The 20,387-nt window shown below is 48.0% G+C and carries 20 protein-coding genes; 3 read left to right on the top strand and 17 right to left on the bottom strand.

Translation table 11 applies throughout. The features are described 5' to 3' along the window. Positions 1–14: 14 nt before the first annotated feature. Positions 15–629, bottom strand: a complete 615-nt coding sequence (locus JFT56_RS02685; protein ID WP_198782184.1) for an HAD family hydrolase — start codon at positions 627–629, stop codon at positions 15–17. Between the two features lie 30 nt (positions 630–659). Next, the gene (locus JFT56_RS02680; RefSeq protein WP_198782183.1) at positions 660–1,634 is read right to left on the bottom strand and encodes a DMT family transporter; all 975 of its coding nucleotides are present in this window, start codon (positions 1,632–1,634) and stop codon (positions 660–662) included. A gap of 271 nt (positions 1,635–1,905) precedes the next feature. On the opposite strand from JFT56_RS02680, the gene JFT56_RS02675 reads away from it, so the two are divergent. Together JFT56_RS02675 and JFT56_RS02670 are read left to right on the top strand one after the other, a co-directional pair. Further along, positions 1,906–2,727: a hydratase gene (locus JFT56_RS02675; RefSeq protein WP_198782182.1), complete on the top strand. Its 822-nt coding sequence runs from the start codon at positions 1,906–1,908 to the stop codon at positions 2,725–2,727. Between the two features lie 177 nt (positions 2,728–2,904). Continuing rightward, the gene (locus JFT56_RS02670; protein WP_198782181.1) at positions 2,905–4,017 is read left to right on the top strand and encodes an energy transducer TonB; all 1,113 of its coding nucleotides are present in this window, start codon (positions 2,905–2,907) and stop codon (positions 4,015–4,017) included. A gap of 4 nt (positions 4,018–4,021) precedes the next feature. On the opposite strand, the gene JFT56_RS02665 is transcribed toward JFT56_RS02670, so the two are convergent. The 13 genes from JFT56_RS02665 to slyA all read right to left on the bottom strand — a co-directional run bounded on the left by JFT56_RS02665 (position 4,022) and on the right by slyA (position 14,656). Continuing rightward, positions 4,022–4,318 carry a cysteine-rich CWC family protein gene (locus JFT56_RS02665; RefSeq protein WP_198783483.1) on the bottom strand — a complete coding sequence of 99 codons (297 nt, stop codon included), beginning with the start codon at positions 4,316–4,318 and terminating at the stop codon, positions 4,022–4,024. Positions 4,319–4,347: 29 nt separating this feature from the next. After that, positions 4,348–5,565, bottom strand: coding sequence for a class I SAM-dependent methyltransferase (locus tag JFT56_RS02660; RefSeq protein ID WP_198782180.1), 1,218 nt, complete (start codon positions 5,563–5,565; stop codon positions 4,348–4,350). A gap of 792 nt (positions 5,566–6,357) precedes the next feature. Next, the gene (locus JFT56_RS02655; RefSeq protein ID WP_198782179.1) at positions 6,358–6,618 is read right to left on the bottom strand and encodes a PspC domain-containing protein; all 261 of its coding nucleotides are present in this window, start codon (positions 6,616–6,618) and stop codon (positions 6,358–6,360) included. Between the two features lie 244 nt (positions 6,619–6,862). After that, the gene (locus tag JFT56_RS02650; RefSeq protein WP_198782178.1) at positions 6,863–7,063 is read right to left on the bottom strand and encodes a hypothetical protein; all 201 of its coding nucleotides are present in this window, start codon (positions 7,061–7,063) and stop codon (positions 6,863–6,865) included. Positions 7,064–7,236: 173 nt separating this feature from the next. Continuing rightward, entirely contained in the window at positions 7,237–7,848 is a 612-nt protein-coding gene (locus tag JFT56_RS02645) for a hypothetical protein (protein WP_198782177.1), read from the bottom strand. Between the two features lie 481 nt (positions 7,849–8,329). After that, positions 8,330–8,677 (bottom strand): Imm8 family immunity protein, encoded by a 348-nt coding sequence (locus JFT56_RS02640; protein ID WP_198782176.1) that lies wholly within the window; start codon positions 8,675–8,677, stop codon positions 8,330–8,332. 111 nt (positions 8,678–8,788) lie between these two features. Beyond that, positions 8,789–9,076, bottom strand: a complete 288-nt coding sequence (locus JFT56_RS02635) for a hypothetical protein (RefSeq protein WP_198782175.1) — start codon at positions 9,074–9,076, stop codon at positions 8,789–8,791. Between the two features lie 84 nt (positions 9,077–9,160). Next, complete coding sequence (locus JFT56_RS02630) at positions 9,161–9,574, bottom strand: hypothetical protein (RefSeq protein WP_233095561.1); 414 nt, start codon at positions 9,572–9,574, stop codon at positions 9,161–9,163. A gap of 644 nt (positions 9,575–10,218) precedes the next feature. Next, the gene (locus JFT56_RS02625) at positions 10,219–11,286 is read right to left on the bottom strand and encodes a c-type cytochrome (RefSeq protein WP_198782174.1); all 1,068 of its coding nucleotides are present in this window, start codon (positions 11,284–11,286) and stop codon (positions 10,219–10,221) included. A 10-nt stretch (positions 11,287–11,296) separates the two neighbouring features. Continuing rightward, positions 11,297–11,923, bottom strand: coding sequence for a c-type cytochrome (locus tag JFT56_RS02620; protein ID WP_420136010.1), 627 nt, complete (start codon positions 11,921–11,923; stop codon positions 11,297–11,299). Between the two features lie 149 nt (positions 11,924–12,072). After that, a complete protein-coding gene (locus tag JFT56_RS02615; protein WP_198782173.1) occupies positions 12,073–13,101 on the bottom strand; it encodes a DUF2955 domain-containing protein in 1,029 nt (342 codons plus the stop codon). A 15-nt stretch (positions 13,102–13,116) separates the two neighbouring features. Next, positions 13,117–14,175, bottom strand: a complete 1,059-nt coding sequence (locus tag JFT56_RS02610; protein ID WP_198782172.1) for an HlyD family secretion protein — start codon at positions 14,173–14,175, stop codon at positions 13,117–13,119. A 1-nt stretch (position 14,176) separates the two neighbouring features. Then, positions 14,177–14,656, bottom strand: a complete 480-nt coding sequence (gene slyA, locus JFT56_RS02605; RefSeq protein ID WP_198782171.1) for a transcriptional regulator SlyA — start codon at positions 14,654–14,656, stop codon at positions 14,177–14,179. A gap of 219 nt (positions 14,657–14,875) precedes the next feature. Between slyA and JFT56_RS02600 the strand changes: the two genes are divergently transcribed. Then, on the top strand, positions 14,876–16,780 hold the full coding sequence (locus JFT56_RS02600) for a methyl-accepting chemotaxis protein (protein ID WP_198782170.1): 1,905 nt from the start codon (positions 14,876–14,878) through the stop codon (positions 16,778–16,780). Between the two features lie 72 nt (positions 16,781–16,852). Here JFT56_RS02600 and metF read toward each other — a convergent pair whose 3' ends face one another. Both metF and JFT56_RS02590 read right to left on the bottom strand, forming a co-directional pair. Further along, positions 16,853–17,746, bottom strand: a complete 894-nt coding sequence (gene metF / locus JFT56_RS02595; protein WP_198782169.1) for a methylenetetrahydrofolate reductase — start codon at positions 17,744–17,746, stop codon at positions 16,853–16,855. Positions 17,747–17,982: 236 nt separating this feature from the next. Further along, positions 17,983–20,376, bottom strand: a complete 2,394-nt coding sequence (locus JFT56_RS02590) for a bifunctional aspartate kinase/homoserine dehydrogenase II (RefSeq protein ID WP_198782168.1) — start codon at positions 20,374–20,376, stop codon at positions 17,983–17,985. Positions 20,377–20,387 lie beyond the last annotated feature (11 nt).

Below are 20,387 nucleotides of genomic sequence, written 5' to 3'. Positions count from 1 at the left end.
CAGACGAATAGAGCCTAATCACCCATTGTCCAGGCTTGGATAAAGCTGTGGTAGCAAGTGACGAGCATATCGGCGCCCTTGGCATAATCGGGGATATCCTCAGGACAATAGAGGGCGCAGTGACTACCCGCATTGCGCGCAGTTTGCAGATCGAACAGGTAATCGCCCACATACAAGATATCTGCGGGCGCTAACTGCCACTGCAGGCAAATAAGGTGAATACCTTCGGGATGCGGTTTAGGCTCGGCATCGTAACGGGTCAGCACCAGCGCGATATCGATGCCGAGCTTATCGATAGTGATCTTTGCCGCCTCCGGCATATTGCGGGTCAAAATCGCCAAGGGCAGTGACTTAGCTCGCAGACATTCGATAAGCTCCCTCGCGCCATCAATCCAACGGGCATTGAGCGAGCTTTGTCTCTCGTACTCATGGACGATTTCCAGCGCCTGAGCCTGTGCTTCACCGATACTCAGACTATCGACATGGGCCAAGATATCCGTGCCAGAACTAATCCCCAACTCACGCCTTAGCCCTGCAAAATCAGGATTGGAATGTGCAAGCGTGCCGTCGAGATCGAAGATCACACCACGAATATCGCTCAGTTTGATATTGGTTAATCGAGTGATCACTGGCCATTCCCATAGGTAAAAATAGCGGTTTTAAATAGCCTGTAAGCGCTTCGCCTGACGATTACGGTACATTGGCAGCAATTGCACCACCATCACAGACACAATAATCACGCCAATCCCCAGCAAAGATAAACTATCTAATTCATCGGCATGGAACACTTCAGGCCACCATCCAAGGCTCACCACCAGTGCAGTGGCGCTAAAACTAAATACCGGCGTTAACGCTAACATGGCGCTCACTTGCGCCGTCGGCCAGTACTTCATCGACTGACCAAAACAGCCATAGGCGATCAAGGTATTGGCGGCGCAAAACAGGGCTATCTGCCAATCGAAACTGTCCATTTTGGCGAATTGGCTAAAGTCGCTAAAGGGCGCCATCGCAAAAATACCTAGGCCATAAATAACCAAGAGTACGTTGGCGGGGGATAAACGGTTCAATAGTGACTTTTGCAACAGGGCATAAGTAGTCCATGACAGGGCCGAGAACTGAATAATCATCACCCCAATCCAAACCTGATGATTACTCGCGGCCGAAAAATCCAAATAAGGATGGAAGAACATCAACATACCTAAGGCTAAGGTCGCAAAACAGCTGAGCTGCACCGCATTAAGCCGTTCCTTAAAAAACAGCACGCCACCGAAGGCGAGGAAAAAGGGCGAGGTTTGGAAGTTAAGCTGGGCGGCACCAGGGGCAAGATAGTCGAGGGAATAAACGAATGACACATAATTAAGCATCAAAAATAATCCAGCAAGACAAAGTCTTAGCCAGACTTTGGCATCGAGTGCCGCAAATTGTTTAAGGCTGCCCGCACTCCATTGGATCAGTATGCTGACCACTAGTGCGACCAGAAAACGAAACCAAGTTAGCGTCACAGGGTCGATAAAAGCGCCCGAGAGTTTTAAGGCGATTGGCAACATGCCCCAAAATAACACGGCAACAGAAATAAATAGCAGACCAAGTTGAGCATGGTTATTTGCCAAGTGGCCGTTATGGCTCTGGTTCACGGATAAGTCCCAGTAATACTGCAGAAAGGATCGCCATTCTGGCACCGAGTAAGGCCAAGATCTAGCCTAGGCGGTGATTAAAGCCTTTGATGGATTGGATACTTTAGCTGACACCTATTTACCACTCACTCGGCATAGGCGCAGCGCAGATATGCCTACAACTCAGTTTTTATAGAGCCAGTTTTATAAAGCCATTTTTAAGACAAAACGGTATATTTAGCCTACTTCGCCCCTAAGGCCATTTTGAGTCGCTATTTTTGTAGGATAAACCATGTCTAACTCAATGAATATTGAACAAGATCAATCCATTATTAATGACGCAGCCAAAGCGTTAGCCGAAAGACGCACCTCTGGCGCGGCGGGGGATTTACTGGCCGAAACATTAAGACCCAAGTGCTTTGAGCAGGCATTTGCTATCCAACAAACTGTGGCTGAAATATTTAAGACGACCCATAACAACCCTATTGCAGGTTGGAAATGCCTATTACCTACGGCCGATAAAACCGTTGTCGCCCCGATTTATCAACAAGATGTGTATCATCAAACCCCAGAGTGCCCACTCTATCCATCGACTAAAGGGCTCGCTCGAGTCGAACCCGAACTCGCCTTCGAGATAGGTGTCGATTTATCCCCGAGAACGGCCCCCTATACCGAAGCGGAAATCGATGCGGCCCTGGGTCAGACTCGCCTTGCACTCGAGTTAATTAAGAGTCGCTACCACACCCCAAGCGAAGCAAACCATTTTGATGCCCTCGCCGATGGCTTAGTCAATCAAGGGCTGTGGCTAGGGCCAGAACTTAATCCGCAGGAAGATTTAGAGACGAGCCGTTTTGAACTCAGCGTTGATATTGCCAATGGCGAGCACCAACAAAGCGGCACACTACAAAAATCCGCCATTCATCCCAATGGTTTCCCCAAAGCTGGGCTCTACTGGCTAGTTAACTTTTTATCCGCCCAAGGCATTGGTCTAACGCAAGGGCAATATGTGATCACAGGCTCCTATGCGGGCGTGCTCGACCTGCCACTGGCGCAAAATTGCCATTTTGAATACGGCGCGCTAGGGCTGTTTGACGTGACTTTTACTGCCAAATAATCCGGTCATTAAACGATAAAAACCAATAAAGTTAGCGACCCAGTTACGGCTGGGCTCGCTTGTTTTCCATCTAAGTGCTTAGCATCCCTTTCGCATCATTAACAAAAGCCCAGCCAACTTGTTTCATAACTGACATCTATGTATCATCTAAACTCGTTAATAATAAGGATATATAGAATGTCGCACGGAAAAATGCTGCCCATCGCCTGTCTTTTTGCCCTCACCTTAGGCTCTTCTCTTAATGTGCACGCCTCAGAAAATAGCTTTGCCAAAGCCTATAGCGACTATCAAGCCGCCGTAGAAAAAGGCGATGCTGCTAATATTGAAGCGAGCGCAAAAAATGCTTATCAGCTGGGCGAAACTCAATATGCCAAAGACAGTGTCGACTTAGCGAACCTTGCCTTAAACTGGGCCAGCGCCATAGAAACGCAGGTCGCACCTAATCCATTTGTGGAACAAAATCTGTCACAAACGGCTAAGGCACATGAGTTATACCAACTTGCACTCGCCAACTATAAGGCCCATTACGGCAAAGAAGCCATCGAGCTTATCGACCCTTTACTCGGCGCAGCGCAAACCGCCGTTGAAGCCAAAGCAGCAAAGGGCTATTTGCTTGATGCGATTGATCTCGCAGAAAAATCCGATAAAAAGAAACTGATCGCCGATGTGAAAATGGCCGCTTTTAATCGTTTATCCAATACAGAGCTATACACTCGAAGTGTAAGAAATTATGCCTTTGATGCATATGATATTTATAAAGAGATTTTGCCAGAGAATGCCATAGACAGAGTCAAGGCAACCTATATTGTTGGCGCCGTTGAATTTGCGGAAAAACATGATAAAAAAGCCGAACCTTTACTACAAGAAGTGGTTAAACAGTTCGAGGTACTTAATTACAGCCATCCCTATGCCTTGAGTGCCCACGCTTATTTAGTGGAACTCTATGAGCGTCAAGGTAAAAGAGAATTAGCTACAGCCCACTGTATTGCCATAGGTAGTATGCAACCCTGGACCGACGAACAAGAGCAAAAGCCACTTTTCCGTCAATATCCTAACTATCCAATGTCCTACGTCCAACAACGTAAAAGTGGCTGGGTTCAGCTTAAATTTACCGTTGATGAGCAAGGCTTTGTGAAAAATCCTGAAATTATTGCCTCTAAGGGCGGCGCTTTATTTGAAAAAGAAAGTATTGAGACTCTCAATAAATGGCGATACGCACCTAAGTTTGAAAATGGTAAAGCCGTTGCAGCGCAAACTAGTGTGCAGCTGGATTACACTATAGAGAATTAATCCATTATTTAACTTCATAACCTAGCCCATCGCTCACACTCGATGGGCTTTTTTCATCCTGCGCGCCAAGTTGGCTCAGACTAAGCCCCTGCTTAAGTTGGCTTAAACAAGCTTGGCAAATACACGCATCGCTAGACGGTAACATGCGGCTAAATGCTCCTTGCTGCGAACCTGATGTTTGCGCTTGCAACGCCGCCAAAGGTGGAAAGCTTTGCTGCGCGCACCAACAATCCTCAATGCCCTTACCTAGAATCACCGCACATTGATTCGCGCCTTGGCACAAAGGGCAAATTTGCTCCATCAAACCTTGTCTCGTACAGTTAATAGCACTTAAGTGCGATGGGGAATGAAGATAACTTCTTTTTGTAGCAAGCTGTCTATTAATTCATAGGCATGCTCCCTGCTGGCGCCATGCTGCGCCAGCACACTAAGCATATCTGCCCCACTAAAATGGCTACTTTGCTCACTAAGCAGAAGAAGCACAGCGCCTAGGATAGGATCCGTTTCCATAACGGCTTCACGCCCCCTCACCTTATAGGTGACAGACTCGATACGTTGGGCGTTGTTTAAATTCCGTTTGGTGACCTGAAATGAAACCTCGGGATTGACCGCAAATTCGCTAGCCTCAATCGCGGCTGCGGCTATGGGAGCGCGCGGCTGATTGGTGTTTTTACAGAGAATAAATTCGAGTTTAGGTATTTCAAATAGACGCTCTATTATCTGGTACTGCTCAAAGTCACTTAATGCTTTGAGCCTAGCCCTTAATTCAGGATTTTTAATGCGCTTGTCTACAGACCAGACATCGGGCTCGACCCAGCGGACAAACTTCATGCCTGCGTTTTCAATAAACTGCCATAAACCAGCCACATCAAAACTGGTCTCTTTGACATTTAAGCAAGTATCGACAAACTCGACATCTCGATTTAGGTGAGTGGATGACCAGTAATTATTCTTAAAGAGACTGTCTTCTGCGGCCTCGGCCAGTAAACGCCCCGGCACTATTCGCTCAGAAATCTGTGTCTGTCTGGGACTTAAAATATCGATGCAATCAATCAATCGATAGAGTGCCTGCCTGCCATAGGTGCCATAGAGCATGATTGACATCACTCCATGGGGAGCCAATATCTCAGCCAAGTTATTAAGCCCTAGCTGTGGATCCGCCGTGTGGTGCAATACCCCCGCAGAATGAATCACATCGAAACCGCCCTCAGGCACAGTGATATCCGTAAGATCCATTAAATCGGCCTGACGAAACGTGAGATTGTTTAGCCCCCGCTGCTCGGCATTGAGGCTAGCCTCTTTAAGGCCCACAGTATTGATATCAATAGCAGTAAAGGTCACTTCAGGTTGCAATGTTGCGGCGGCCAATACCGCAGGTCCCCGACCACAACCGGCCTCAAGGACATGATATGGCCGACTATGACGAGGGCCTTGCTCGACATAACTGAGCAGCAGGCGAATATCGAATCCCGCCGTCATATTGGGTAACCCCGATGGATAAGGGTATTGCTCATACATCTGCTGCACACTTTGAGTCACAGGATCCATTCGGCCTCTCCTTCTATTTTGCATACTGTGTGGTCTACGCTAACCCTTGGACCGGATTTAAGCTTAGATGCGACATTCATTTCTAGGGTTAAACGCGGCTACCATTTACTAGCCTAGGTTTGCGTACTGCTAGCTAACATTGTGCTTGGTGGCTACAAGATAACGGTTAGACCTGTACCTGTCTATCAAACATAATATTAACAATTATAAAAGCTTACAGCAGCTGCCGCCCAACCTCTCTGGATACACTTCTTTTAAAACCAAAGTCGGCCACTCATTCGGAACTTAACAAGAACGGAACTTAACGAATCACCATTGCTGGCTGTTAGTTTTTATCTTTGAACCTACAATTTGCGCTAATGCTCGAAAGGTAAGCCATGGTGATTTACCATATACCTCGACACTATAGTCATCGCTGTCATTATGGTATTTATCCAATTTAACAATGGATGTCGCAATAAAGTTCGGAAAACTCCTCTCTCAGAAAAACCTAAGCATTAACGAGCTGCTCGTAATTATCACTTCTTAAAGTACCAATAACCGCAGTAAATCCAACCACCAGGCGGAAATACAAAATTGAGTAGGAATGCATAAATGCTGACCAACGGTATGTTGTTTGCTTTGCCCCGTGCAAACCTTACTGTGAAAAATATAACTACTAGAGCTAAAACGAAGAAAATTTGTCCCCAGAGAGTTGCGTTTAAATCCATTAGAAAATTCCTTTTTTAAATTAGTACTTAACGACAGTCCCGCTGTGCCCGCCTGAGCTAGCAAAGTAACTTAAGCAACGAGTTAGCTGCCAACACCTTGCCTCTGTTTCGATTTACGCCTAAGTTGGCGGGCTACTGCTTGGCTAGTTGGATATTTGGGTAGCACCAGCCATAAAACAATATAGGCAAGAACCGGAATAGCAAAGAAAAAACTGGTAATAAGAAATGCTACACGGAGACCGTTTTTACGCAGCCCATAATATTCTGCTAGGCCAGAACACACCCCTGCAATAATTCCTGTTTCACCGCGTGTGAGTGTATTGGTGTTATCGATATTTTGCATACCTTCTCCCTTTGGTTGCTAATGCCCCGCGCATGCGCGCGAACTTGTGAGCGTCGCAGGGACTGCTGGCCCCGAATGACGCAGATTGTTAGGCGTGTGCACGAATCAGCGCCTCTAGCTCTTGTACATGCCGTGACCTAGCTATGCCTTCGCCGCCAGCTGTGGCACAAGAAGCGCACCACTCTGCACGGCCGAGAGCGAACTGAAGCATTGCCTTACCAACCTCTGGAACTGCTTGGTCTACTTAGTACTGCAAAGCGACAGCGGCATAATCACGATCTAGAGGCCAACCTAAATTATTGGCCTCTGGTTCAAGCGCACCGAGCAGAGCTTGTGTATTCTCAATAGTACTGGACAAGGCTATTTGAGCCACGAGACGGTCAACAGTCTCTGTGCTGCTACCTTGTTTACTCAAGGCTTCCCGGTAGTATCGGAGCTCATCCATTTTTTAACTCCTAACGTTTGGTTAAGCTGCGGGCTTTAGCCCATCCCAGAAGAAATTTATGCCTGCCCGATCTTTCTTCCATGCAAGTACTTGATCTCGTTAATTCCCGAGTATACCTGTCGCTAAATTTAACTATGGATGTCTCAATAAAGTCCTCAATAAAGTCCAATTTGTTAACCGCCGCCAGCCTCCATGACGGCGCTCCCTATAACAGCGCTCCCTATAACGGCAACTCCTATAAAGGCAGCTGGAACCACAACAACTGAATCGATGACGATTGTTGCGGGCGTAGCAATTATTTTACCCGCAGTTTCTGTAAAAGTAGGGGGTTGAGCAACAGCAATACTTTGGCTTTCTGCAAGCTTTTCCAATGGCAGGTCACCTTCTACAAGATATCGTTTTCCTTTAACTTTTTTAGTAAGTCTAAACCGTTTTAAGAATTCGTCTTTTTTAAAACCGAGAGACAAGAGTTGAGCTTCTAATTCTGAAGACGGTTTATCGCCCAGAAGAGTTAATGAAATAGCACCCTCAATAGTATTGTCTTTATTTAATTTGAAATCATTGAATGTGGGGTAAAAATCTACTTTTCTTGACAAAACAAGCGTCTCTCCGAAATTTTTATCTATGTCAAAAAGATAGGCTGAGTTCGAAGTGGTCACAAACAACTCATCTGTGTCACTTTTGACATAAAAGCCATCAACCAACTCCTGCTTGTAGGAGGGTATCCATAAGGAAGTCGTGCATCCTGAGATGAATAGAATTATTGATATTAAAAGTGCTTTCATAAAATTTTCCTTTTTCTTACAAAGCTTATTAAAGGCTTTACGGCAGCTAACAGTGTATTACCAGCACTTCTAATAAAACCCGAATTGTAACGAGTGATATTTTGAAATGGCACGAATAAATAATTCAAATTTGCCAGCAACTTAGCATCGAACCAGGTGAGTTATCAATATTTTTCATACTGAAAAATGAGGCGTTACGTACCGAGAAACATTTCAGTGCGGTATGTAATGTGGCATGTGGCAAGGTAGAACTGGCACTACTCTTTCAGGATGAACATCCCACACATTGACTACAAAGTTCACCTTTCCCGGCGAAGTTGCTGAGGGGAACGTTGAAGACTCTTTATTGAAGATTCCCAGCTCTTTAGACGAAAGATGGGGCAGACATAACTCTTTTGGGATTAACAACCAATACCGAGACTACAGAAGTTCCCCCTCCCCTCGGAGTTGCAAAGTTCTGTGCCTGTCAGATGTCCGACGACTATGCCCCTATATATGGTTGATAATTGTCGAACTCCCAGTACATAAGCTGAGATAATTGCTTGCTAATACCAACCCAGCTTGTACCTTGGCATTGCTCAAGAATTGCCTCTACAGCGGCAAGAACCTTTGGCCAACTGTACTCATTAAGAATGATTGCGTGCTTTGCTGAGTCTTTGCCTTGTAGATTATTTGGCGTGACGACACGAACTTGAAAATTGTCTCCACCTTTGCAGTCAGGACCAATTGTGAAATTCACCCAAACATCCACATCACAAAAGTCATCCGGCAGCCACTTATCAATTGGATCATGATCAGTGCAATCGTAGCTAGTGATGATTGGTTTCATCTTTTCTCTCTGAGCGCATAGCGCTTTGCTTTGGGGCCGTAGTGTAGGCGCGGAGGTCCCAGCCGTGCAGCGGCGACAACAGCAACTTGTTATAAGGCACATGCACCATAGCTATTTCTTTGGGTTCATTTTCTTTGCCCGGTCGTAGCAAGCACCACATAATAAAGTTACACCAGCGAATTCCTCGGATTCATCATTCCATTCTCCGCCAGTGCTATTAACTTTATCCTCGCAAGCACTACACCATGAATCTGGCCGCTGATCGTCTGGCTCTGGTTCAGCAGACCAAAAACCTCTGGGCTGGCCATCTCGAAGACTTTGCACAATATGTTGACATACATACGTCGCTTGTTGCTTTCCATGAGTGCAGCATTCAACAAATTGTTCTTCTTCGCTCATATCTCGAATGCCTTATGACGCCTCAATAACCGGGCGCGCGCTTTTTACGCATCCGGCGCCGAAGGCGCGAAGTTGATTGATTTGTTATGTTTTATAGCCATGGAATACGATACCGCTTTCTGTCTCTGTTATTGGGAAGCTACCGACTTTCTCCAAAGCTGCGAGGAACGCGTCAATATTTAGTGAGCGCTTCTGCAGAGGAGCATTTTCGTATGCGCGATATGAGTATGCATATGGAATTAGTATGGACTCGATATGCTTATACTCTACAGGCCCTCCGGCACCCTCAACTGGATCATCGATCGCTGACTCCCAGACTTGTTGCAATGATGGTGCGTGACCATAAAGGATATTCTCGGTGTCAGTGAAACGGTACTCAATGCCTGAGAGTTCTGAACCATGCTCCGCCATGACAGTAAAGAGTTTACGCCATTTGTGGTTTGACATTAATGCTGAGGAATATTTCTTCCTCAAAGCTTGATCTTTATGTGCGTCCATACTCTCTCGGAAACATAACAGTGTATTACCCACTCTTCTAATAAAACCCAACTCTAATAGAGTTGGACATTGGAATGATAAGAATAAATAATTCAATTATGCCAATAAGTTAGCATCAATCTCAGTGTGCTATCAACATTTTTCATCCAGAAACAAGTTTAATAAGCCACCCATGACTAAATTCTCTGTGTACTTTAGATCAACAGATCACACTAATGCTCGAAAGGCGAGTCATGGTGATTAGCGAGGCGACCGTCCGCCCCATGGCCGCTTTTTGGCATCCATGCCATCGAGGCATTTGTGAATCCTTTCACATCAGACGGGGTGGCCCTGCATCAACGGATGATGGACTTGAACAACATCCATATTTAACAGCCAGTTCGCCATCCATGGCTCTCGTTCATAATCGTAGAAACCCTAGATTTCTATTCACCGTGTCGACGAGCCAATGCCATGACAAGCCGATACTAGCGGGCTAAACCACTAAATATTAATACCCTGAAATCACAGAGCGCCCAGTACAATTGACCAACACATGTTTGACCAATAAAAAAGCCAGCAAGACTGTAGGCTTACTGGCTTTTCTGCTTTATTTATTAACTCGCTTTATTTCACCGCGAGAACAGTGAATCTCAGCGACTCAACTAGGACTTCTTAGGAAAAATCGGGTAGGCCTGAGTGCCTAACACTTTGCCATCGACCTCGACACCATAGTAATCGCTGTCATTATGGTATTTTTCCTGCGCCTGCTTCACATCACCCTTGTTACGAGGGTCCTGTGGGCGTTCGTGGGAGTTGATGTAAGCCGCTACATCCCAAGCCTGTTGGTTCGTTAGCTGCATACTCTTACCGAAGGGCATGTTTTCATAGATAAAAAATGCGGCGGTATTGACCCTGTGCATTCCTGCACCCCAGTTATAACTTTGAGGTCCCCACAAAGGCGGCAGAGCATACACACCCGCAATGGCTTGACCTTGACCATCAACACCGTGGCAGGTTTGGCAATGGGCGACATACACGGCTTTGCCACGTTCGGGTGAATAGGCTTGTTCGGGTTTAGGGATCTCAGGGTAAGCTCGGCCCGGCAGATTAGCACGCTGCTCAACTGTCATTGCCTTAGCCAAGGTTTCTGGGAGAGGGAAATCCTCCCGTTTACCACCTTTAACAAGCTCAGCATCGCTTAACTCTGGTACTGGACCATTAAGATTGGCTTCATCCATCAAGCCACCCATGCCTAACCAATAAGCGTAGGCAGAAAGCGCCACTAACTCAGGACTCCCCGCTGGCGGAGCTTTACCATTCATCGAATAGTTAAAGCAACCTTGGATGCGTTCTTCAAAGCTACTGACTTTATTGTCTTTTTTACGAAAGGCCGGATAAGCAAAATAAGCGCCCCAGAGGGGTGATGCATTGGCTTTACGGCCCGCATCCATATGGCAGTTAGCGCAGTTAAGCTCGTTACCCACATACTTATCACGCAACTGCTGGGTATTCACAAACAGTTGATAACCTAAACGCACTTTGTCACCAAAGGCACCTTCGGGGATAGCGCTCAAAGGCCTAGGGGTGAGATAGGTTTGATCGGCAACTTTAGGGAAAGCAGGCAGCGGAGCTTGCTTATCTGGGCGCTCTTGCACTGGCTCCGTTTCAGCTTGCGCCTGCACGGTTAACGGCCCCAGCGCGGCCAGTAATAACATTGCGGAATATTTCATGGCCAGCTCCTTATTTCAAATTAGCAAAGTAGTTCGCTAAGGCATCAACCTCGGCGGCGGTCAGCTTGTTGGCAACACTTGCCATCATGCCATCGACATCCCCCTTACGGGTGCCAGCCTGCCATGCCAATAATTGCGTTTTGATGTAACTCGCCTGTTGACCCGCTAAACGGGGGAATAGGCCGCCACCCAGCGCCGAAGGACCATGGCAGGTCACGCAGGCGGGTAAACCACGGGACCAATCACCTTGGTAGGCTAAACGGGCGGTATCATCGCTAAAAGTAACCTGCTCACCGCGGATAACGGGCTTGACGTCAGCGGTTGGCTTAGTGGAGAAATAACTGGCGACTTGTTCGATACCATCACCTTGAAGCATCATCGCCATCGGCATCATGGTCGCATTTTGGCGAACGCCCGCCTGAAAATGCTGCAATTGCGTCGTGATATAGTCTTTTGATAATCCGGCTAATCGAGGGCCGAGAGGTTCAATTCCCTGCCCCTCCACTCCGTGGCAAGTCACACAGATTTGTGCCGGTTGTGGGATTGCGGTTGCTTCTGCGGCGAGGGCAACCGATGCCATAGCGTAACCGCTTAATAGTGTTAAGCCTGTGGCTAATGTTTTAATTTTAATATTCATTTTCTATCCTTGAAGAGAGTTAGGCTCTAAGCATAGGAGGTTTTATTAAGTTAAGTGCTCACACGCCTAGCTGACGCTAAACGAATCCCGAGTACCTTACTACTCGAAGGGCCGAGGGACAAGCATTAAAAAAATCTAATATTAGTTTGTTAATAACCAAACCTTGTCGATTCAAAACTATTCAATAACTTATGGATCAAGTAACAGAGGAATAAGGTGCCGACTATCGCCACAAAAATACTGCTCACCCGATAAAGCGCGCTAAAAATTAAGTCATTACCCGGAGTCAGATATTGGCCAAATAGGATGCCGAGTGTGGTCATAGCCCCAAAACCGACACCAGAGCCATTGGCTTCCCTGACATGGGCTTGGCTAAAAATCATCAGCCCAATCCACAGCAGAGGCACGATTAATATCAATAAGCCTGACCAATCATAGAGCAGCAACTGCACTAATACCCCAAACGCCACCCCCAGCAGAGTCCCTATGGCACGCTTACGGGCATAGTCGAGTGCTCCATTCCAATGCATTGGGAATAGCAGCAACAGGGTCGTTGCCTGCGCCGACATCGAATCCCGCAGATCAAATATTTGAAACACCAAGAAGGATAAGGTCGCAATACTGGCACCGAGCAAAGCTTCGTGACGCATCCGATGTGGCGCCTTAGGCCCAGGTTTGTAAGCGGCCCTTGGCTCGACATCGGGCCAGAGTACCGTCATAGCGTAGGCGATAACCACCGACAGTGCGGTCGCCCAAAAATTACTGAAGATTAAATCGTTTAAATCAACCCCGGGATAACTGGCAAAGTGCAGCATGATACTTAAGCTGAGCACACCGTTGGCGCCAAAGAGGAACAAACTGCCGCGGGACATGGCCGCAAACCGATATAAAAACAGCAAAAACACTATGGGAGTCATCAAGCCGGGATGGCTGCCAAATAAACCGCCGAGCAACCCAACCTCTAATCCAGCCATCGCCGATGAGGCCAATAACTGGCGCATGGCGTGGCCACTCATCACAGGCACTAACCCGAGTAATAACATAGGGGTGACAGTGAAAAATACCCCGTTACTCCAACCAAAAATCTTACACAGGGTAAAACCTATCGTCCCCCCTGTCGCAATGCGTAAGCACTGGCGTAAGTCATTGGCCGTCAATGGGCTATGGCGTAGTAACATGCTCTTCGCCCTATATTAATAGATGTAATGCAACAGGCTAATCACCTTAATCTGCACCTTAGCGAGCAAGCCAAATAGGCTGTTCTCTGGTAGCAATTGCACTGTGGCGCGCGCGCCTGCGGGTAGGTCTTTCATCCCATCGCCATCTAAAATTAAGTGCAATCTGAGTCTTTGGGCATCACGGACCCAACGATCCGACTCCTGTGGCGCCGCTAAACGACCATTGGCATCAAATTGCCCCGCACTCACCCCAGCATCGACACTGCTCACCGTCGCTCGGTATAAACGGCCGGGGTCACCATCGAAGGCGATCAACGCGGTTGAAGAGGCATTAACACCCCTTAGGCTTTTTTCACGAAAATCGGCAATAATATCAAATTTATCAGAGACTAATGCGAGTAAAGGTTGGCCAACAGCGGCAAAACTTCCAACTTCGAGCTGCAGGTTGGTCACTATCCCATCCTGATCGGCACGAATTTGGGTATAGGATAAATTCAGCTCCGCTTGCTCTAATTGGTTGTTAGCCTGGCGCACCTTGAGGTTATTTTCACCATAAACGCCACGGCTAACCTTAAGTTTTTCGAGGCGGGCATTGGCCGCGAGTAGATTCGCTTCTGCCGCATCGGCATCACTATCGGCCTGATCCCGCTGTTGCAGCGATACGCCGTGGGTGGCATATAGGGCATCGAGGCGCTTTGCTTCTCGGCGTTTTTGTTCCGCAGTGGTTCGGCTGGCATTCACATCCGCCTTGGCCGCTAAGAGTGAAGCATCTAACTCGGCATTGTCTTGGCGAACTTGCTCTAGGGCCAATTTAGCCTGTGATACGGCCAACTCATAGGGGGTTGGATCGACTTGAAACAGCAAGTCTCCCTTGGCAACGGCTTGGTTATTCGTCACGGCTATGGTCTGGATTTTCCCGCTGATCTGCGGCGTCACTTTAGTGACAACTCGAGTCGCCATGGCTTGCGGCGTTAATGGCATCACAGTGTCGGCAAACATAAAATAGCCAAATACCAATGCAAAACCGAGCATGGCAATTTTGACTAAGCGGGCAAATTGTTGATCCGGTGTCATCTTATTTCTCGCTAAAGGTTTCGGTCGTTTTAGTCAGTTTGGCTAAGGCGTTATCACTGATCAGACTAATAATGCGCTCAAATTCGCTGAGTTCGCTGGCACTGATCCCTGAGAGCAACTCGCGCCGCACTTGAATAATTCGCGCTTCCATTTGCTTTAACACAGCCAAACCCGCGGGCGTCAGGCTCACAATTCTGGCCCGCTTGTCCTTGGCGCAGCAATGGCGCTCAACCAAACCTTGCTCCTCCATTTGACCTAAAGTCCGCATTAAAGAAGCCAGTTCAATCTCCAGCGCATCGGCCAACACTTTTTGGCTGATATTGTCGCCAAGGCGCAGCAGCTTCCACAGTGCCGTCCACCTAGGGTGGGTCAATCCCAGAGGCGCAAGTTCAGTATCTGCGACCGTACGCCACAGTCGATGGAGACGCCCTAAATGTTCCGCGAGGGATAACTCCTTTAAACGCTCTAATTCTGTTTGCATCACGCTCACCAGTTTACTTAGCCTGCTAAGCATTATACTTAGTTAGCAGGCTAAGTAAATATTTTCTGATCCAAAAAGATCTGTGCACACTGCCACGAAATCCGCAAAAAACTGAAAAACAACTAAAAAAGGTTCACGCGCTCGCAAATATAAAAACTGGTATATCTATACTATTTAAAAAGATAATCAGGCAGACATACGGATACTGGGAGGTTCGCTGTGAAGAATTTAAACATTAGCACTCGGATAGTGTTAGGCATTAGCCTACTGCTATTTGCGGTGATGAGCTTTATCATGCCGCTGGTGCTATCGGAATTCAGCCGCCAAATAAGGGAATCTGAACAACGAGAATTGCATAAGCTCTACGAAACCGCCGTGGCGAATATCGTCTCATCGGGACAAAGAGCGCAGGCAATGGCAACCTTAATCTCATTAACACCTGAGATCCAAAGCAATTTTGCCGAGCGCGACCGTGAAGCACTACAACAACGCACCCAAGCGTTATTTACACGCCTAAAACAAGATTTTGCCGTGCAGCAATTTCAGTTTCACACCCCACCTGCTACCTCTTTTTTGCGCCTGCATCGCCCTGAAAAATTTGGCGATGACCTCACCGCGATCCGTAAAACCATTGTCGAAACTAACACCCAAAAACACCCCCTCAGCGGCTTAGAATACGGTGTTGAAGGCTTAGGCATCCGCGGTCTCGTGCCGATGAATTACCAAGGGCAACATACGGGTTCGGTGGAGTTTGGCATGTCATTTGGCCAGCCCTTCTTCGATAATTTTAAAAATGCCTACCAAGCTGAGATAACTCTTTTGCTCCCTAAGGACGGCAACTTTGTTCCCTTTGGCGGCACCTTTACCACAGACACCCACGCTTCTAGCGAACTCAATAAGGTGATGCAAGGTACTGAAGTGATTCGCACAATCGATTTAGACGGCAAAAGCTACGCCCTGTATCGCCACGGGATGAAAGACTACTCGGGCAAAACCTTTGGTGTGCTAGATATTGCATTGGACAGAAGCCACTCTGAACAAGCTATGTCCGATATTCGTTTAAAACTTATTTTAATAGGCTTTATTGCCTTCTTAATCGGTACCGCGATTGCCTGGTTTATCGCCAAGAGCATTACCCGTCCAATTGCCGAAACAACCAATGCACTCAATGACATTGCCGAAGGTGAAGGCGATTTAACCCGCCGGATTGAAGTCAAGAGTAAAGACGAAATCGCGCAGCTTGCACTCGCCTTTAATCGCTTTGCAGAGAAGATCCACGCGACTGTCGCTCAAGTATCTGACTCAACTAGCTTACTGGCGACATCGGCCGAAGAAATGTCCGCCATTACCCATGAAACCCAGCAAATGGCAAAACGGCAACACCTTGAGACAGAACAAGTGGCAACCGCGATGAATGAAATGGCGGCAACGGTGCAAGAAGTTGCCCATAATGCGACTGATGCCGCCGATGCCGCAACCCATGCCAGCGAATCGACTGAACATGGCAAGTTGCTGGTTGAAAAGGTCATTTCGACCATTAGCCTACTTGCGGATGAAATAGCCCATGCCGCCACAGCTATCAACGAACTGGAGCGCAATACCGCGCAGATTGACTCGGTATTAGTAGTGATCCGCAATATTGCCGACCAAACTAACTTACTCGCCCTCAATGCCGCCATTGAGGCCGCCCGTGCGGGGGAACAAGGCCGTGGTTTTGCAGTGGTGGCGGATGAAGTGCGGACACTCGCGAGTCGTACTCAAACCTCAACCACCGAAATTCAGCAGATGATTGAAACGCTGCAACATAGCGCCAAATCGACCGTCAGCACCATGAATACCAGTACCGCCACCACGCAAAACTGTGTTTCGCTGGTACACGAGGCGGGTGAAGCGCTCGAGGCCATTACCCAAGCAGTGTCCACCATTAGCCAAATGAACATTCAAATTGCCAGCGCCGCCAACGAGCAGTGCGCTGTCTCGGCAGAAATTAATAAAAACATCAATAATATTAATGATATTACGACCAATGCCACCGAGAGTGCCGTGCAAACCGCACGGGCGGGAGACGAGTTAGCACAGCTGTCGATGCGCTTAACCACACTCCTTGCTCAGTTTAGGATTTAGGAATTAAGGTTGAGGGTTGAGCAAAACAAAACACCGCTATCTTAGCGGCGTTTTTATGGGAGTTTGATTCGGTTATACCACCTTTGGGCGCACCCCTAAGGTGTGGCAAATCGCATAGGTCAATTCGGCGCGGTTTAAGGTGTAGAAGTGGAAATCCTTCACCCCTTCACGGGATAACACCTTCACCATATCGATAGCCACGTTGGCCCCAACTAACTGGCGGGTTCCGGCATCGTTTTCTAGGCCATCGAATTGCTTATGTAGCCAGCTCGGCAAACTCACATTGGTCATGCCCGCGAAGCGTTTTAGCTGGGTAAAGTTAGTTACGGGCAGAATGCCGGGCACAATTTCCACATCGATACCGGCGGCAACGCAGCGGTCACGAAAACGCAGGTAAGACTCGACATCGAAGAAGAATTGAGTAATCGCACGGCTCGCGCCCGCATCGATTTTACGTTTAAGGTTGATCAAATCCGCCTGTGCATTAGCAGCATCTGGGTGCACTTCTGGATAAGCGGCAACCGAAATATCAAAGTCCGCCACCGAGCGCAGCAGGCGCACTAAATCCACCGCAAATCGAGTTGGCTTTGGGCTACCCGCGGGTAAGTCACCACGCAGTGCCACTATGTCACGGATGCCCGATTTCCAATAATGTTTCGCCAGTTCTAATAGCTCTTCATCGCTGGCATCCACTAAGGTTAAGTGCGGCGCGGCAACGAGGTCGGTTTCCTGCTGGATACGTTCAATCACGCCGTGGGTGCGGTCGCGCACACCTGAGTTAGCGCCATAGGTCACAGACACAAACTTTGGATTCAGCGGCTCTAAACGACGGATAGAATTCCACAGTATCTGTTCCATTTCGGGGGTCGATGGCGGAAAAAACTCAAAAGAAACATTAATATCGCCATTAAGCTCAGACAAACTCTGGTTTAGCGAATGTGAATGTTGTGCGTGATGAAAAGCCATGTGTATTTCCTCAACCGCCCTTGGCACGACTAACCGCCCATGGCACGACTCTATAGTTCAGTGGTTCTAATCAAATGGACGTTTGGACGTCTATATGTCCATATACTAGAGAAACTGAGGTGTAAGTCAAGCCAAAAAATCCCCATTTTGGGTAATTTCTGCCCCATAGATGAGTCTATTTATTCTAGACAATAAAAAAGGACTCGAATGAGTCCTTTAAGCTTTTGAATTTAAATCTATTCTTGTAATAGATCGCGGCAGATCTGAGTCAGATCCGACTGCACCGCCGCCGCTGTCACTTCGCGTCCTGCACCCGGACCACGGATAATCAAAGGGTTACCTTGATAGAAGGCAGAGCGGATCACAAACACGTTATCCCCCGGGGTTAAATTAGCATAGGGATGATCGATATCAATCCACTGCAAACCCACCTCGGCTTTAAGGACTGCGCCGCTATTATCCAAGGAGGCGACATATCTCAGCACCTTATTTTGCTCCGCCGCCGCACCATATTGCTGCTGTAATTCATCGTCTAATTCAGCGATCCGCCCAAGGAATTGCTCCAGAGGAATATCCGCTAAGTGAGCAGGCACTAATGAGCGCAGCTCAATATCTTCAAGCTCAATTTCTAGACCGATCTCGCGGGCCAGAATCAACAACTTGCGCTGCATATCGCGACCAGAAAGATCGTCGCGGGGATCGGGTTCAGTAATACCTAAGCCTCTGGCTTCAATCACTAATTCGGAGAAGGGCTTGCTAGTATCGTATTTCTCAAATAACCAGCACAGGGTGCCGGAGAAAATCCCGCCGACGGCTTCAACGCTATCACCGCTGTTACGCAAATCATTTAGCGCATGTTGGATAGGCAAACCCGCGCCGCAGCTAGCATTGTAACGCCAAAATAAACGACGATTACCCAGTTGCTGTTTTAACTCACGGTAGAAAGGCAGTGGCCCCGAGCCTGCGAGTTTATTCGCGCTCACCACATGGATGCCGCGCTCGAATAGTTCAGGGTATTGCAGGGTTAAACTGGCGCTGGCACTGATATCTAAGGCCACCAGCTCATCACAGTTAACTTGTTCTAATTTCTCGAATAAATGTTCATATTGCCAAGGGGTTGCTTGCGTATCGAACTCAGCCTGCCAATTGGCTAAATTAATGCCGGCGGATTTGATCAACGCCTTGCTCGAGCTAACTAACCCCACTAACTCAACCTTAGCCTCCAATTCATGATCAAGGGAGGGCGATACCGACTTAAACAGATTGACCCAAGCCTCACCAATATTGCCCACACCGAGCAGCAGGACGCCAATGCGTTTACGCGGACCCGCGCAGCGGCGGTGCACCTTTTGGGTTAACAGATTCACCTGCGACTGGGGCACTAGCGTTACTAAACTTAAATCGCCACTAAACAAAGGTTTAGCATCGCGGCTCAGTAAACGGGCAAAACCGCGACGGTAGTGTTCGGCATCGGCGCTGACTAACGCGACTAGGCCGAGATCGGTATTAATCTGCTGATCGCTTATGCCTAGCTCTTCAGCCTCGGCATCGAGCAATCTTTGAACTTGTTTTTGATTTTCAGCGGTATAGGCAAGCTCAACCCTTTGGTGAGCCGATACCCAGTGGGCCAATGGCGTTAAACCCGCGGCGATCAATAGATCTAATAAACGGCTTAACTCACCCGTGAGTTTAAAGCCAAACAGGACGACCGCATTGAGGTTAGTCACCACGGGCGCACTCGCCGACGAACTGTGGGGCGCGATTAAGGTAAAGTCGGTGTGAGACGCATAACTTGAACGCACCGCTAAGCTCACTTCGGTATTGAATAACGGCTGCAAAGTGCGCGAATGCAATACTGGCGAGCCTAAACGCGCTAGGCGATCGGCTTCGGCAAGTGACATGCTTTTCAGTAATTTAGCATCGTTGATCTTATTCGGATCGGCATTGAACACCCCTTCCACATCGGTCCAAATGGTCACGCGCTCGATATCGGCGAGGCTAGCAATTAAGCTGGCGCTAAAATCTGAACCATTACGACCGAGTAACAAGGTATCGCCACGCTCGTTAGCGCAGATAAAACCAGTGATCACTAAGCGTTCATTGGGATGGGCGGCCAATAGGGCTTGCACCTTAGCGCGGGATTCCTGCACCCGAATTTGCGGCACAGCGGCTTCATCGGCCACTAAAATTGAACAGGCATCCACATGGCTTGCCGCCACGCCAGATTCACGCAGCAGCGCCGCCATTAAACGTGCCGACCAACGCTCGCCAAAGCTCACCACCTGGTTAACTTGGTAATCATTACGCTCGTCTAAGGACAATAAACTGATGAGCTGCGCTTTATCTGTGGCCAAACGCTCACGCAGATCCCGGGCCTGTTCGTTCGACAATAACTGCTCAATCAAGCCCTGCTGGTAACTGATCAGCACTTGCAATTCTTCCTGCCAAAGTTCGCAAGCATCACGCAGCGCTAATAATTTATACAGGAAATTGGTGCTCTTACCCGCCGCAGAAACCACCACGAGATCATCACTATGACCGTGGGTTAACAGGATATGGGCGACTCGGCGATAACAATCGGCATCCGCTAAACTGGAGCCACCAAATTTATGTAAATGACAACGTGCCATCTGGTAATCCT

This window comes from Shewanella putrefaciens, assembly GCF_016406305.1.
Taxonomy (GTDB): Bacteria; Pseudomonadota; Gammaproteobacteria; order Enterobacterales; family Shewanellaceae; genus Shewanella; species Shewanella putrefaciens_C.
The sequence above is the reverse complement of the archived record's forward strand: the minus strand, read 5'-3'. Positions and strand labels throughout refer to the sequence as shown.